The 16632-nt window shown below is 40.6% G+C and carries 13 protein-coding genes; 4 read left to right on the top strand and 9 right to left on the bottom strand.

Annotated elements, in window-relative coordinates; genetic code table 11:
• Positions 1 to 132: 132 nt before the first annotated feature.
• From fabG to yceD, 6 genes are all read right to left on the bottom strand, one after another.
• Complete coding sequence (fabG, locus tag FNZ24_RS17710; RefSeq protein WP_153916164.1) at positions 133 to 879, bottom strand: 3-oxoacyl-ACP reductase FabG; 747 nt, start codon at positions 877 to 879, stop codon at positions 133 to 135.
• Positions 880 to 889: 10 nt separating this feature from the next.
• Complete coding sequence (gene fabD / locus FNZ24_RS17705; RefSeq protein WP_153916163.1) at positions 890 to 1816, bottom strand: ACP S-malonyltransferase; 927 nt, start codon at positions 1814 to 1816, stop codon at positions 890 to 892.
• Positions 1817 to 1977: 161 nt separating this feature from the next.
• Positions 1978 to 2937, bottom strand: a complete 960-nt coding sequence (locus FNZ24_RS17700; protein WP_153916162.1) for a beta-ketoacyl-ACP synthase III — start codon at positions 2935 to 2937, stop codon at positions 1978 to 1980.
• Positions 2938 to 2946: 9 nt separating this feature from the next.
• Positions 2947 to 3975 (bottom strand): phosphate acyltransferase PlsX, encoded by a 1029-nt coding sequence (gene plsX, locus FNZ24_RS17695; protein ID WP_153916161.1) that lies wholly within the window; start codon positions 3973 to 3975, stop codon positions 2947 to 2949.
• Positions 3976 to 3990: 15 nt separating this feature from the next.
• On the bottom strand, positions 3991 to 4161 hold the full coding sequence (rpmF, locus tag FNZ24_RS17690; protein ID WP_011496728.1) for a 50S ribosomal protein L32: 171 nt from the start codon (positions 4159 to 4161) through the stop codon (positions 3991 to 3993).
• A 17-nt stretch (positions 4162 to 4178) separates the two neighbouring features.
• Complete coding sequence (gene yceD / locus FNZ24_RS17685) at positions 4179 to 4703, bottom strand: 23S rRNA accumulation protein YceD (protein ID WP_153916160.1); 525 nt, start codon at positions 4701 to 4703, stop codon at positions 4179 to 4181.
• A 240-nt stretch (positions 4704 to 4943) separates the two neighbouring features.
• On the opposite strand from yceD, the gene FNZ24_RS17680 reads away from it, so the two are divergent.
• Together FNZ24_RS17680 and FNZ24_RS17675 are read left to right on the top strand one after the other, a co-directional pair.
• Complete coding sequence (locus FNZ24_RS17680; protein ID WP_153916159.1) at positions 4944 to 5573, top strand: Maf family protein; 630 nt, start codon at positions 4944 to 4946, stop codon at positions 5571 to 5573.
• 1399 nt (positions 5574 to 6972) lie between these two features.
• Entirely contained in the window at positions 6973 to 8187 is a 1215-nt protein-coding gene (locus tag FNZ24_RS17675; protein WP_153916158.1) for a septum formation initiator family protein, read from the top strand.
• Positions 8188 to 8338: 151 nt separating this feature from the next.
• On the opposite strand, the gene FNZ24_RS17670 is transcribed toward FNZ24_RS17675, so the two are convergent.
• Both FNZ24_RS17670 and rluC read right to left on the bottom strand, forming a co-directional pair.
• Positions 8339 to 8980 carry an HAD family hydrolase gene (locus tag FNZ24_RS17670; RefSeq protein WP_153916157.1) on the bottom strand — a complete coding sequence of 214 codons (642 nt, stop codon included), beginning with the start codon at positions 8978 to 8980 and terminating at the stop codon, positions 8339 to 8341.
• 11 nt (positions 8981 to 8991) lie between these two features.
• Positions 8992 to 9948, bottom strand: a complete 957-nt coding sequence (gene rluC / locus FNZ24_RS17665; RefSeq protein ID WP_153916156.1) for a 23S rRNA pseudouridine(955/2504/2580) synthase RluC — start codon at positions 9946 to 9948, stop codon at positions 8992 to 8994.
• A 605-nt stretch (positions 9949 to 10553) separates the two neighbouring features.
• Between rluC and rne the strand changes: the two genes are divergently transcribed.
• Both rne and FNZ24_RS17655 read left to right on the top strand, forming a co-directional pair.
• Positions 10554 to 13814 carry a ribonuclease E gene (rne, locus tag FNZ24_RS17660; protein WP_153916155.1) on the top strand — a complete coding sequence of 1087 codons (3261 nt, stop codon included), beginning with the start codon at positions 10554 to 10556 and terminating at the stop codon, positions 13812 to 13814.
• A gap of 192 nt (positions 13815 to 14006) precedes the next feature.
• Positions 14007 to 15566, top strand: coding sequence for a SulP family inorganic anion transporter (locus FNZ24_RS17655; RefSeq protein ID WP_153916154.1), 1560 nt, complete (start codon positions 14007 to 14009; stop codon positions 15564 to 15566).
• Positions 15567 to 15676: 110 nt separating this feature from the next.
• Here FNZ24_RS17655 and FNZ24_RS17650 read toward each other — a convergent pair whose 3' ends face one another.
• Positions 15677 to 16600: a bifunctional methionine sulfoxide reductase B/A protein gene (locus tag FNZ24_RS17650; RefSeq protein WP_153916153.1), complete on the bottom strand. Its 924-nt coding sequence runs from the start codon at positions 16598 to 16600 to the stop codon at positions 15677 to 15679.
• Positions 16601 to 16632: the final 32 nt, after the last annotated feature.

Genomic DNA, 16632 nt, shown 5'->3' with positions numbered 1-16632 from the left:
CCTTCAAAGGCAACGACTTTTATTGAATCTGGTTTGATATCAAAGTATGATAATTTTCGTGGTTAGACCACGAAAATTATCATACTTTGATATCAAACCAGATTCAATAAAAGTCGTTGCCTTTGAAGGCGATTAAACCATGTACATTCCGCCATTTACATGCAGGGTCTCACCTGTAATGTAAGCAGCAGAATCAGATGCTAAGAATAAAACAGCGTTAGCAATCTCTTGTGCTTGCCCTAAACGCTCCATTGGCACTTGCGACATGATAGCTTGCTGTTGTTCTTCATTTAGCTCATCTGTCATGTCAGTTTGAATGAAACCTGGTGCAATAGCATTCACTGTTATTTGACGAGATGCAACCTCTCTTGCAAGAGATTTTGTAAATCCGATCAAACCAGCTTTAGCAGCTGAGTAATTCACTTGGCCTGCATTGCCCATGGTTCCTACAACTGAACCAATATTGATGATACGACCATTACGTTTTTTCATCATTGAGCGCATAACAGGTTTTGACAATCTAAATAGCGACGTTAAGTTAGTATCAAGAATATCTTGCCACTCATCATCTTTCATGCGCATTAATAAATTATCGCGAGTGATACCTGCACTGTTAACTAGAATATCAACATCACCGGCTTTTTCTTTGATCTGTGCGAATAATTGCGCAACTGAATCTTTATCAGTTACGTTCAACACTAAACCATGACCTTTATCGCCGAGGTAGTCCTGAATAGCAGCTGCGCCTTTCTCACTCGTTGCAGTACCAATAACCACTGCGCCGGCTTCTACTAAGGTTTCAGTAATGGCGCGACCAATACCGCGACTTGCACCAGTAACTAATGCTACTTTACCGGTTAAATTAAAGCTAATGCTCATGACAATTCCTTTATTGGATTAAAGCAGATAAAGACGCAGCGTTGTTTACCGCCTGCCCCTTTAATGATTTATTAATTCTTTTTGTTAAACCCGTCAATACTTTACCTGGGCCCATTTCTACTAAATCTGTAATCTCTTTCGTTGCCATTAATTCAACAGTTTCACTCCAGCGAACTGGGCAATAAAGTTGGCGAACTAAAGCATCTTTAATGTCACTTGATGCAGTTGGCATAGCAACATCAACATTATTAATAACATTGATTTTTGGTTCATTAAAAGTCAAAGCATCTAATGCTAACGCTAATTTATCGGCAGCGGGTTTCATTAGCGCACAGTGTGATGGCACACTGACTGGTAATGCTACAGCCATTTTAGCGCCAGCAGTTTTACACGCTGCTGCAGCTCTTTCAGTGGCTTCTTTTTCACCTGCAATAACGACTTGACCCGGACTATTAAAGTTAACTGGGCTGACTACTTCGCCATTAGCAGACTCTTCACATGCTTTAGCAATGGCATCATTATCTAAGCCGATGATGGCAAACATTGCACCAGTGCCAGCTGGCACAGCTTGTTGCATAAGCTGACCACGTAGTTCAACTAATTTAACCGCATCAGTAAATTCAATGACTCCGGCACAAACTAATGCTGAATATTCACCTAAACTGTGTCCTGCCAATAAAGCAGGCTGTGTTGCTCCACTAGCTTCAAAAGCACGAAAAATAGCAACACTCGCCGTTAATAAAGCAGGTTGAGTTTTATCTGTTTCATTCAACTTTTCTACAGGTCCATCTTGCGTTAATGCCCATAGGTCATAGCCCAAAACTGCACTTGCTTGTGCAAACGTTTCAGTCACTATCGGAAAGTCTGCAGCTAAGTCAGCTAACATTCCAACGGCTTGCGAGCCTTGTCCAGGAAAAACAAAAGCCATATTTTCCATTATATTAATTACCTTTATTCGTTCATGAAAAATGAAATTTTCGTCAGTTATAAACACGATAAACTTTGAGAACAGTTAGTTAAAGATGACACTGTTCAAAAACTAAAAATATACTACTGACGTTTTTACAATAAATCTAGAATCTTAGCCGGACGCTAAAACTAAAAACGCACAAGTGCGCTCCCCCAAGCGAAACCGCCGCCAAATGCTTCTAATAAAATCAGTTGGCCACGTTGAATACGACCGTCTCTTACTGCTTCATCTAACGCAATAGGCACAGAAGCTGCCGAAGTATTACCATGCTTAGCAAGGGTTAACACCACTTTATCTAAACTCATATCAAGTTTCTTAGCCGTCGCTTTAATAATTCTAAAGTTTGCTTGATGCGGAACTAACCAATCAATTTCTGACTTGTCGATGTTATTAATGCGCAGAGTTTCTGTCACCACATGAGAAAGCTGGGTAACGGCAAACTTAAATACATCATTACCTTTCATAGTCATAAAGCTTACAGCTTCTGATGACTCTGTAGCACGTGGCGGGAATGAACACTTTAATAAATCACCTTGGCGGCCATCAGCATAAATGTGAGTAGAAATAATACCTGGCTGCTCACTCGCGCCAATGACAGCAGCGCCTGCACCGTCACCAAATAAAATCACAGTTGTACGGTCTTCAGGGTCGCACAGGCGCGAGAGCACGTCAGCGCCAATGACTAAGACTTTTTTGGCTGCTCCAGTTTTGACAAACTGATCAGCAACTGACAAAGCGTAAACAAACCCTGAACAGGCCGCCGCAATATCAAAAGCAGGAATTGTATGAATGCCGAGTAATTTTTGAATTTCACAAGCCGCAGCAGGGAAAGCATTACTGGCACTAGTGGTACCACAGACAATCATGTCTAGTTCACTGGCTTCAATGCCTGCCATTTCTAATGCTTTTAACGCAGCTTGATAACCCATTGTAGTAACGGTTTCGTCTTCTGCAGCAATACGTCGTTCAGAAATACCTGTACGTTCCACAATCCATTGATCTGAAGTTTCGACCATTTTTTCTAGATCGTGGTTACTACGAACTTGCACCGGTAGATAACTACCAGTTCCGAGAATTTTTGTTTGCATATAATGAGATCAGCTATTGATGTCTAAAAGAATCGTCTCCAAACGATCTTTAATCATTTCCGGAAGACGACGTTTTGCTTCTGTGGCAGCTAAATTGATTGCTTGTAAGTAAGCCGCTTCATCAGCGTTTCCATGACTCTTTACTACTATTCCGCGCAATCCTATCAGACTTGCGCCATTGTAGTGGTCGGGGTTCATCTTACTGAGCACTGATTGTATACGTGGAGCGAGGAGTTTAGACAACATCCGAACGAACAAACCTTGCGTCAGACCACGTTTTAATTGGTGGACTAACAACTTAGCAATGCCTTCAGATGTTTTTAATGTGATGTTGCCGACAAAGCCATCACAGACAATTACATCGACTGTTCCAGTGAAAATTTCATCACCTTCAACAAACCCGGTGTAATTAACTTGTTCAGTATCTATTAGATACTGCGCAGCTTGTTGGACTTGGTCGTTGCCCTTGACGTCTTCAATACCGACGTTAAGTAAAGCAACTTTAGGTCTAGCGCGTTTATGGACAGCCTCACATAAAACCGAGCCCATGACAGCAAACTGAAATAAGGTTTCAGAGTCACAGGACACATTAGCGCCAAGATCTAATAAATAAACGGGTTTACCTGTTACAGCTGGTAAACAACTCACCAAAGCGGGCCTATCAACGCCAGGAAGCGTTTTAAGCAAAATCTTAGCTAATGCCATTAGTGCACCCGTATTACCGGCACTAACACATGCTTGCGCTTTACCATCTTTAACTAATTCTAATGCCAAACGCATTGAGCTTTGTTTGCGAGAACGAATAGCTTGGATAGGTCTATCACACATGGTGATAACTTCAGTGGTATGAATAATTTGAATGCGTGCTCGAATAGCACTGTCAATATCAACTAGAAAAGGATCTATTTCAGCTTGATTGCCGACTAGAATAATGGATAGTTGAGAATTGAATTTCAGTGCCTGCAAGGCTGCAGGCACTGTGACGAGGGGGCCATTATCGCCCCCCATCACATCTAACGCGAGCGTCAGATCCGTCATAAGATTAGCAACAAATTACTTGTTGATAACCTTTTTACCGCGGTAGAAACCATCAGCAGTCACGTTGTGACGTAGATGTAATTCACCGCTAGTAGCGTCTACAGATAATTGAGCTGTGCTCAATGCATCGTGTGAACGGCGCATGCCGCGCTTTGAACGTGATTTTTTATTCTGTTGTACAGCCATTTGACTTGTCTCCTAGATTACTTGCTCTTCAGTTTTTCTAACACTGCAAACGGATTTGGACGCTCCTCTTGAGAGGGCTCGATTTCGCCTACAGCTATGTCGCTTGTTCCTAAATTGCAATCAGCATTCTGATGCATAGGAATAATTGGCATAGCGATTATCAATTCATCTTCGATCAACTGATGCAGACGAACTTCACCAATTTCATTGCACTCAATCGGCTCATACGCATCCGGGAGCTCATCGATTTCTTCTTGAGTCTTACAAGGACTAAAGGAGAAGTCGACCGTAACCTCTGTGGTATATGGTGTCATACAACGTTGACATAGCAGAGTGAGCTCCGTCACAGCCTTCCCGCTAAGGTAGACTATCCCCTGAATATCGACGCCACATTCTAACGACACTGTCACATCGGAACAATCGCCAGCACATAACTCGTTTAATCGCTTATTCTGTTTGCCGGGCACAATGCCTTCATAACGAAGACCACTGGCAGCAGTTCGAATAGGATCAATTGATACTGGTATCTTTACTGTTTGCATAAGGCGCGCATATTATAGTTTGAAAACGCTAGAGTCAAAGGAAATTTATCCAAATTGCGGTTAATTGCTTAACTAAACAAATTGAACAATTTACTAAAACGCCAACATTAAAATTGATCGAAGCGAAATATTACCTGTCACAGCCAGCGATCACAAGCGCGATCCGGCTAAATTTACTGCATTTGAACGCAATTTTGACTTATTATAGACTGAATTATCTAAATACATGAAAGACGTAACATGAATAGCAAAATCATCTTGGCTTCTACCTCTGTTTATCGCAAACAAATTTTAGAAAAGTTACAACTGCCCTTCGACTGTTTATCACCCGATATCGACGAAACGCCCCTAGCAGATGAAACCGCATCAGCATTAGTATTGCGATTGGCAGAACAAAAAGCCCTAGCCGGCGTTGCGTTATATAATAGCAATAATAAAATTACCGAACATTCTACTATTAATGCTAAAGAACCATCAGCAGTGGTTATTGGATCTGATCAAGTCGCAGTTATTGATGGAAACATCATAGGCAAACCACACACGACTGAAAAAGCAATTCAGCAATTACAACAAGCCTCAGGAAAAGCCATTACCTTTTATACTGGCCTGAGTGTTGTCCATAACCAAACCATGCAAGCATTCAGTCTAGTTGAGCCATTTACCGTTCATTTTAGAAATCTAACCTTAGCTGAAATTACTCGCTACGTGGAATTAGAACAGCCCTTGTATTGTGCTGGTAGTTTTAAAGCCGAAGGACTGGGGATTGCTTTATTTGAAAGGCTTGAAGGAGATGACCCCAATACGTTAATTGGATTACCATTAATAAAGTTGATTAAATTACTTAAGCAGCATCAAATTAATGTTCTATAAATTAATCGATTAAACTTAAAGCACTACAAATCAAATACTGCTGTAAGCTGAGCTCATATACTTACGCTAATTAGATGAATTGAAAAATGAGTGGATGCTCAATCTAGTGCGTTCACTTTTCATCCCCCCCCTGAAACTTCATTTAATCCATAGCTGATTTTTTGTTGTCTTCTACGATATTTCTTGCCTCACATAAGCTGTCGGATTAACAGTTGCTCGTTATTTATTACTTGTGATTATTACCTGTGACTATTGATGCCAGTGACTTTTGTTATCTGTAATCATTGTTCTCAGTAATTATTGCTAATTAGTAGGGATTTCTGAATTGAAATCTATACATACAGATTATTTAAATTGTAGATGAGCGCAATACATCTTCACGAGCTTGGTTAAACGTTAAGATTTAATACCATTTAGTGAAATATTCTAGACAGTAAAATATCTCTAAATCCAAACAAAACTTATCGAGGAAGTAATCAAAGCTTAAAAAACACTCGAACCGAATCCATTCCACATAAACCCCCTTTCACCTTCAGCAACATATTCAAATTTACATCGTCGAAATAACAACCTAAAAGGCTAACCATTCATTACGAACTTGTTGCAATCAAAATAACATGACGAAATTTAAAGACCACATTCAAAACACCATCAAAAGATAATAAATCACTTAAAATTCAATATTTTAAGCACAACCATTCAATAATACGAAGTTAATATCAATTTTTGCTAAACAAAATTGAGATCCCGATTCCACTTAAATATACATTTGAGTCACATTGTAAATAATTGCCATGAAAATATGGAGACAGAATTGACATTCGTCACACATTAACTTCTCACAAATGGTTACATTCTGCATTGAAAGCTAAGTAATTGTTATTAAGGTCAATTTACAACCGGTACTTTAGTAGATATGAATTAACAGTATCGATAAGATTGTGAATAAATAATACCCAACAACACTGAGTTTTTACTTTATCGAACAGATTGAATGGAAACTATAGTCGATAGCAGCGCCGAGGTGCTCAAGGAAATCATTTTTCACCTAATCCGTGATTTTGATGGCGAATAAATAATGGTGCCAATAGCCCTAGTGAAATTGAAAGGACAAAGTGCGAATGCTTAACATAAGTTTTCAAACATTGAACCTGCACTACTTTGGGTAAGGCTTTAATTACCAGTCTTTCTTACTTCGTAAAGAGAGAAATAGGCCTCAGCTTGGTCATTCGTTTTAATAAACGATATGTACATTTGCTGGAACGTTACAACTTTGATGATCGTTAAAGATAGAAATGGATACGAAATCTACGCCATCGTCATTGAAAATATAACGTAAATATACGTTGAATATTAATATAAAAATAAAGCTATGCGCTAGATAGCTAGGAAAATAATGATGAACAAAAAATTTAAAGTGAGCCTTATTTGTGCTTCAATTTTAGCATTAACCGCTTGTAATGATGACGATACTGTTACTGTCGATCCTAATCCAGAATTAGAAGCCCAAATTGCTCAGTTAACTGAACAGAACCAACAATTAGATGAAACCAATAAAGGTTTAACAGAAGAGAATAAAAATTTATCCGATTCAAATAAAGAATTAGATGAAAAAGCCGCAAGTTTTGTGAGCACCTTCCAGCAACAATGTGCCAATATCGGTGTAAACTTCGAATATCAAAATCCAAACCCAGATACACCATATGTCAATAATGGGGTGACGACTCAAGCAAGTTTAGTGGGTGTATTTGGCATGCCTGAAATTCCTTTTGAACACAATGAAGGCTCTACCTGTACATCATGTCACACAGACGGACATGACAATGGCATGGCGTGTGATACTTGTCATAGCTTTGCAGAAGCACCTTCAGAACCAGAAGAGCCAGTAGATCCTTCAGACCCAGGTGCACCTGGATTACCGACTCACCCAGCTGATGGTGATTGGGACAGTTACACTGGCGCATCAAATGTAGGTACTTTCTATTACAATGCAGATGGTGCTTCATTTGTAAACGCAGCATTCTTAGAAACCCGCATGGGCAAACAAAACACCTTCTACGAATGGAAGGAAGCGGCTGAAGGTGAAGGAGCTGCAACGCTGAAAACAGCTTGTGGTTTAGAAAATCGTCAATTCATAACTCATAAATATCCTGAAGATGGCAAGCCTTATACATTGAGTAGCTACTCAAACTTCAAAGGCGCTTCAACTTTCACCACTCATCGTATGGAAAATGGTACCCCAATCGCGAGCTCTGCCACATTTGGTCCTGGAATGAGTTTAGAAGATGATGGCGAATACTACATCGACTTATTTATAACAAAAAACAATACTTGTAAAAACTTGATTACTAATGGCAGTGGTGAAGTCCATTACTATGAATACGATACTCGTTCAAATGTGAAAAAAGGCTCTCCTGATATGGGCCCACGTAACGCAGGTGCTCGTATTCAAGTTTCTACTGATTTACACAAGTCAGTACTGAAAAGCTTTGACTGGAGTACTCCGGTTTATGGTGGTAATGGTCAATCATTCGATCCACAAGCTGTCGACTGGAATACAGTTGGGTCATGTGACCTAAAACTTAAAGTACAAATTATTTACCCACTAGGTTAATTTTTACTTTAGTCTTCGACACAAAAAAGCCGATGAGTTAATCATCGGCTTTTATAAAATCATTAGTCATTAGTCATTAGTCATTAGTCATTAGTCATTAGTCATTAGAGCAATCGTTTACCCAATCTATAAGTACAACAAATACAATAAACTAAAGATGCAGCAATATATCGGTTGGCTTACTTGCTGTGGCTGTCGGGTTTTGGCTCAATAAATCTTCCAAACTATGGGCGCCATAGGTCACTGCAATGCTGCTCACACCCGCATTATTAGCCATCGCAATATCTAACTTAGAATCACCAATCATTACCGCTTGTTCTGGTGCGACATTGAACTCTTCTAATAGCGAAGTAATCATTGAAGGGTGTGGCTTAGACTCTGCTTCATCAGCTGATCGTGTGGCGAAAAAATATTGCCCTAGGCCGGTTTCAACTAACATGCGGTCAAGGCCTGCTCTACGCTTACCTGTTGCAATCGCAAGTGTATGTCCTGCGGCTTGGATTTGAGTTAATACTGATTCAATACCTTCAAATAAAGGCGAAGGCGTTGAATTAATATTCAGATAGTAATTTTTATATGCTTCAAGCAAGTCATCATATTTATCTGCATTATCAGGGAACAACTTTTCCATTGCAGGTAAAATTGATAGACCGATAATATCCCGCACCTGCTGTTCGCTAGGTACTAACAAACTTAGCTCTTGGGCGACACTTTGCATGCAATCAACAATTTTACCAATTGAATCCATTAAGGTGCCATCCCAATCAAATATGACTAACTGATACTGCTTCATCTTATCTGCCTTTATGCGCGCTTTAATTTCTCTAGTGTCGATTGCAAAATATCATCTAATGGAGCTTTGACTATTTTGACTTCATCGTTTTCAGGATGAATAAATTTAAGCTCAGCAGCATGTAAGAACAAACGGTTCAGCCCTTTCTCGCGCATTGAGTCATCAAATTTTTGTTCGCTATATTTATCATCACAAGCAATTGCATGCCCTGCATACTGACAATGAACACGAATTTGATGTGTACGGCCTGTTACTGGGCTGGCTTTAACCAAAGTACAACCGTGATAGCGTTGCATTATTTTGTAACGGGTTTCAGAAGGTTTACCTTCCTGATTAACTCGTACTATTCGTTCACCTGATTTAAGAGTGATTTTCAGCAAAGGGGCTTTAACCACTTTATCTTTTGCTTGCCAATCACCACGCACAAGCGCCAAATAATCTTTTTGCATGGTCTTTTTGCGCAGCTGGTCATGCAGATGCTTCAATGCACTTCGCTTTTTAGCAATAAGCAAAACACCTGAGGTATCTTTATCTAAACGGTGAACGAGTTCTAAAAACTTTTGTTGAGGTCGCAGTGAGCGCAATCCTTCAATCACACCAAAATCAACCCCGCTGCCACCATGAACAGCAATGCCTGCTGGTTTATTCAAAACAATGAGATGATTATCTTCATGGATGATACGTGATTCTAACTGAGTCACTTTTGATAATTTTGGCGACGGTGCTGTACGATGATCTTTCTCAGCCATTCTTACAGGCGGAATACGAACCACATCATCAATCTGTAATTTATACTCAGGTTTTATCCTTTTCTTATTTACACGCACCTCACCTTTACGCACGATTCTGTAAATCATGCTTTTAGGAACACCTTTTAATTTGGTGAGGAGAAAATTATCAATGCGTTGCTCAAAATGATCTTCATCAATAGTGACCAATTGAACTTTTGTGGGAGTTTCTGTATTCATGATGCGCCTATAGTAATTACGGCGCACATTGTACCCTAACTTTTGCTTCGATGGGACAATAAGAATTCGTTGTTTTGATTGCTGTATAAATTGTTTATTGCTATATTTGCGCAGTGATTGAGGATAAACAGTGAATAAAATGTTCACAAACTCAATTTATTAAGGTGTTTTTTCAGTAGAATTCATGAGCACGGCAGGTCGCAAATCATTGATTTGCAAACTGTAAACATCACAAAGCAATAAGAATTGCTTTTACAGTTAAACCGTCTGTTTCATCATTATTTACAAAGTTTTCCTGAAACATTACACCCCCAAATTCGAACAAATTTTAGCTTGTCATCAAACAGACAGAATCGACTTGGGCATTACTGGATAAGAAATTTAAATTTATGGGGTTTGTTGGTCATTAACAACGAGTTCCTTGTTTTTGTAATCATTAAAAAATAAGCCATAAATAGGATGCGACACGCAGCGAATGCGTCTTACAGCAATGCGCACCTAACTTGCCTAAAAACCAGCCGCGAGGCTTCGTGATGAATAATTTTAGGCCCGTAATGCAACGATAAGTCTTTGTTTGATGACCTTATTAGAAGAATTAAGTCATCATGAAACGTATGTTAATTAATGCAACTCAATCGGAAGAGTTGCGCGTTGCCCTTGTAGATGGGCAACAATTGTATGATCTGGATATCGAAAGCCCAGGCCATGAACAAAAAAAATCAAATATCTATAAAGGCACCATCACTCGCGTAGAACCTTCACTAGAAGCTGCGTTTGTTGATTACGGCGCTGATCGTCACGGTTTCCTTCCCCTTAAAGAAATCGCACGCGAATACTTCCCTAAAGGTTACTCTTTCCAAGGCCGTCCAAATATCAAAGAAGTGGTATCTGAAGGTCAGGAAGTTATCGTACAAATCGACAAAGAAGAACGTGGTAATAAAGGCGCAGCCTTAACTACATTCATCTCTCTTGCAGGTTCTTATTTAGTCCTAATGCCTAACAACCCTCGTGCCGGCGGTATTTCACGTCGTATCGAAGGTGATGAGCGTACTGAACTTAAAGCTGCAATGTCAGAGTTATCTGTACCAAATGGTATGGGTCTGATTGTACGTACTGCTGGTGTTGGTAAAGATGCTGCTGAATTAAAGTGGGATCTTAAGGTTCTACAACATCACTGGGATGCGATTCAAGAAGCCGCTCAAAGCAAACCTGCACCTTTCTTAATTCACCAAGAAAGTAACGTGATTGTTCGCGCAATCCGTGATTACTTACGCCGTGATGTTGGTGAAATCTTAATTGATCACCCACGTATTTTTGAAGAAGCAAAACAACATATTGGTCTAGTTCGTCCTGACTTTGTAGAGCGTGTTAAGCGTTACGAATCTGAAGTGCCATTGTTCACACACTTCCAAATCGAATCTCAGATTGAGTCAGCTTTCCAACGTGAAGTTCGCTTACCTTCTGGTGGTTCAATCGTTATTGACCCAACTGAAGCATTAACTTCTATCGATATTAACTCTGCCAGAGCAACTAAAGGCGGTGATATCGAAGAGACAGCACTGAATACAAACCTTGAAGCAGCAGACGAAATTGCCCGTCAATTACGTTTACGTGACTTGGGTGGTTTAGTAGTTATCGATTTCATCGATATGACTCCAGTTAGACATCAACGTGAAGTTGAAAACAGAATGCGTGATGCGGTTCATTTAGACCGTGCACGTGTTCAGTTAGGTCGTATTTCTCGCTTTGGTTTGATGGAAATGTCTCGCCAACGTCTACGCCCTTCTCTTGGCGAATCAGCTGCACACTTATGTCCACGCTGTCACGGTCAAGGTACTATTCGTAGTACTGAATCTTTAGCGCTTTCAATTCTGCGTTTAATGGAAGAAGAAGCAATTAAAGAGAACACTTCACAAATTGAAGCCGTTGTACCGGTAGATGTTGCTGCTTTCCTATTAAATGAAAAGCGTAAAGCAATTCGCATCACTGAAGAGCGCCACAACGTTGAAGTTTATGTGATTCCTGATGCTCATATGACAACACCTGACTACCGAGTATCTCGTTTAAGAAGCGACGATGAAGTAGTAGAGTCAAGCTACAAACGTGTAGAAAAGCCAGACGCTAAACTTTACGAGCCTCGTAAACTTGAACGTGCAGAAGCACCTCAACCTGCTATTAAAGGTTTTGGAACGCCCAAAAATGCACCTAAGCCTGCTCCAGAGCAACCAGCTAAAGCTGCCGCTCAAGCGCCATCAGAGCCGGGTTTCTTCTCTAAAATGGTTTCTGCAATCAGCAAGCTGTTCTCATCAGATGAACCAGCTAAAACTGAATCTAAGCCGTCAGATAAGAATCGTAAAGAAGGTCAAAACAACCGCCGCAACCGTCGTAATGACTCTCGTCGTAACGATAACCGCCGCAACCGTAATGACAATCGTAGCGACAACCGTAATGATGCCGAAAATAAAGGCAGAGACAACAAGGGCCGTAACAAGAAGTCTGACAGAGATGTTGCTAATAAAGAGCAAGATAAACGTCAGAACAAGAATGACCCTAAAGCAAAAAATGCTAAGGCTCCAGCTGATAAAACTCGCAATGAAGGTGAAAAATCGCCTAAGCAAGAAGCAGCTAGAGAACGCCGTCAACGTCGTAACATGCGCCGTAAAGTTCGTATTGAAAACGAGCAAAATGAAGCCAAGTTAAACGAAGTTGAAGCCAGTGAAAGCAATGCATCTGTAGAAGCAGCAAAACCTGCTGCGACTGAACAGACTGCTAAGCCAGCTCGCACTCGTCGTCCAAGAAAAGACAACAATGCGAAAACTGATACCGCTAAATCAGAGTCTGTAGAAACGACTAAGCCTGAAACAGCTAAAGATGCACCAGTTGTTAAAACTGAAAAGCCTGAAACTGTAGAAGCTAAAGTTGAAACCTCAGCGGTAGAAACAACACAAACCGTTGCTTCAGAATCAGCAAGCTCCGCGCCAAGCGCTCCAGCTAAAGTTGAAGCTGTTGCAGAAGCGACTGAAGAAACTAACGCAGAAGACAGCGAAGAAAAACAAGGCCAACGTCGTAGTCGTCGTAGTCCTCGTCACCTTCGTGCAGCGGGTCAACGTCGTCGTCGTGATGAAGATGAAACGTCTCCAGCTACTGCGGTATTCACACCAGTTGATGAACTTGAGAAACAACTTGATGCAGAACAAGCTGAAGCGGCAGTTGAAGCTAAAACTGAGGCTCCTGCTGCTGAAACAACACCAGTTGTTGAAGAAGTTAAAGTTGAAGCGCCTGTTGCACAAGAGCCTGTAGCTGAAGAAGTTAAAACTGAAGCCCCTGTTGCTCAAGAACCTGTAGCTGAAGAAGTTAAAACTGAAGCGCCTGTTGCTCAAGAGCCTGTAGCTGAAGAAGTTAAAACTGAAGCGCCTATTGCTCAAGAGCCTGTAGTTGAAGACGTTAAAACTGAAGCACCTATTGCTCAAGAGCCTGTAGTTGAAGAAGTTAAAACTGAAGCGGCGATTGCTCAAGAGCCTGTAACAGAAGAAGTTAAAACTGAAGCACCTAAAGCGCCAGCAAAAGACAACTCTATTGCTTCTGCACCAATGGCTAAGCCTGCAGCAATTCAACGCAAAGCTGTTGCCACTCCAGCTGCTGTTGAAGCTAAGGTAGAAACGCCAGCTGAAGCTCCGGCTAAAAAGCCTGCTGCAGCTAGTCGCTTCGGCTCTATGGTGATGTCAGATACCACTAAGCCTGTTTCTGAAGTACGTCAGCAACAAGCCGTACCTAAGGGACGTGAATATCAAAAATCACAGCCTAATGCTGAAACAGCAAAATCTAAAGTAGCAAACAGTGCTTCTTCAGATATGACAAAAGCATAATGATGTAAGCTTTGTCTGTTTAAGACATTTTCAAAAACCACGCTAATTAGCGTGGTTTTTTTATGTTTACAGTTTGATTAAATATGCTATTTATACTCAATTAAGCTTAATTTCAGGTTTAGCGCCGCATTAATATTTGTTAACATACGCACACTTTTATTTTCAAACACTTCAATTGTTTTCAGGGGCTAAATGTTCGATCTACTACGTCACAAAACCAGCAGTAGCAAAGCAGATATATTATCTGGTCTGACTGTTGCTCTAGCGCTTATTCCAGAAGCTGTCGCTTTTGCATTTGTCGCTCAAGTTGAACCTATGGTGGGTTTATACGCAGCCTTTATTATGGGTCTAATTACTGCAGTTATTGGCGGACGTCCAGGGATGATCTCTGGCGCAACAGGCGCAATGGCTGTTGTTATGGTTTCACTGGTTGTTGAACATGGAGTGCAATACCTATTTGCAGCCGTTGTGCTAGCTGGGATAATTCAAATCTCTGCTGGTGTTTTTAAACTCGGTAAATTCATTCGCATAGTACCTTACCCAGTCATGATAGGCTTTGTAAACGGTCTGGCGATTGTTATTTTCTTAGCACAACTTGGGCAGTTCCAAGTTAAAGATGCTGCAGGAAATATGGTATGGCTTGGACAAGAGCCATTGATGATTATGTTAGGTCTTGTGGCACTAACTATGGCTATTATCCATTTTTTACCTAAGTTAACCACTGCAATCCCGTCTTCACTGGTGGCTATTTTAACGGTTACAGCCATAGTTGTTGGATTGGATTTAGATACTCGAAACGTACTCGATTTCTTAAAAACCATGAGTGGTGATGAAAATGCAACGATTGCAGGTAGCCTACCTTCATTTGCTATTCCGAGTGTGCCATTTAATTTAGAAACGCTTTATATCATTCTCCCTTACGCATGTATTCTTGCAGCTGTAGGTTTGATTGAATCGTTACTAACTTTAACTGTAATCGATGAAATGACTAACAGTCGCGGCCGTGGTAACAAAGAATGTGTTGGCCAAGGTGTGGGTAACATCACCAGTGGCTTCTTTGGCGCTATGGGTGGTTGTGCAATGATTGGTCAATCAATGATTAACATTAACTCAGGTGGTCGTGGCCGCTTATCAGGCATAACAGCAGCGTTAGCATTACTCGCCTTTATCTTATTCGGCGCAGCATTTATTGAAATTATCCCTCTGGCTGCGCTAGTTGGTGTGATGTTCATTGTTGTACTTGGTACATTTGAATGGGCTAGTTTTAAAGTCATGCGTAAAGTCCCTAAGCATGATGCCTTTGTAATTATCTTAGTAACAACCGTCACCGTATTTACCGACTTAGCATTTGCAGTATTCGTAGGTGTTATTGTTTCAGCATTAGTATTTGCATGGGAACATGCCAAACACATTAACGTTGAAACCAATACTGATGCTAATGGCTGGAAAGTTTACAAACTAAATGGCCCATTATTCTTCGGCTCAGTTTCTAACTTCTTAGATCTTTTCGATGCAGAAAATGACCCTGAAGATATCATTGTGGATTTCCAAAATTCACGTGTTGCAGATCACTCAGCACTTGACGCTATTGATACGTTAGCTGAAAGATATGTCGCAGCGGGTAAAAAATTACACTTAAGACATTTAAGTCCAGACTGTAAAGACTTACTTCACAAGGCTCGCGACTTAGTTGAGGTTAACGTTATTGAAGATCCACATTACAAAGTAGCGGATGATGCACTAGATTCTTAATCCGAATCATTAAGTAATGTATCCCATCAACAAAAAAGCGAACTAGTTAGTTCGCTTTTTTATTGGGTGACAGTTTAATCATGCTATCAGTATGACTTGCTGCAACTACGCTACTCTTTCTTTAACAGCGCTTCAAATTGTTTCATCGCTTTTTCAAACTTCGGCTTTATTAACAGCTGGCAATAAGGTTGCTCAGCATTTTTAGCAAAGTAATCATCGTGAAAATTCTCTGCATGATAAAAAGCTTCGTACATGCTGACTTCTGTCACAATTGGTTTTGGCCAAATTCCCTGCTGTATTAATTTACTTATCGCAATCGTCGCGGCATCGACTTGCTCAGCATTATGAGTAAAAATCACTGAGCGGTATTGCGGACCTTTATCATTGCCTTGCTGATTTAATGTGGTGGGATCATGTATGGCAAAAAACACCGAGAGTAATGTGTTGTAACTAATGACTTTCGGATCAAATGTCACCTGAATAACTTCAGCATGGCCAGTTACTCCGCTACATACCGCGTCGTAATGGGCGTCTTCAGTCGTTCCACCGCTGTAGCCAGAATAGACACTTTCAACTCCATCGAGTCGTTGAAATATTGCCTCAATACACCAAAAGCAACCTGCACCAAATGTCGCTAATTGCATTGCTTTTGCCGCTTGTGACTTTTCAGCTTCAATGTCTTCGTAGCTTTTAAACACCATAGACACTGAATTAACACAATGGCGCATATTTTTACCCGTCAGCATTTCCCCTTTAAACACATGTCCAAGGTGACCACCGCATTCATGGCAAGTAATTTCTGTGCGCTTTCCATCGGCATCTAATGTTCGTTTAATCGCACCATGGATTTCGTCATCAAAGGCTGGCCAGCCGCAAAATGCATTGAACTTATGCTCACTTTTATACAAAGGCGCTAAGCACTTTTTGCATAAATATAAACCTTCAGCTTCATGATTGACGTATTCTCCACTAAATGGACGTTCAGTTCCTTTCTGCTCAATGACATACTTTTCAAACTCAGTTAATTCATTCATTTGCATCGTCCTAACTTCAATCTCGGCCTTCT

The organism is Shewanella sp. TC10 (assembly GCF_009663145.1).
Taxonomy (GTDB): Bacteria; Pseudomonadota; Gammaproteobacteria; order Enterobacterales; family Shewanellaceae; genus Shewanella.
The sequence above is the reverse complement of the archived record's forward strand: the minus strand, read 5'-3'. Positions and strand labels throughout refer to the sequence as shown.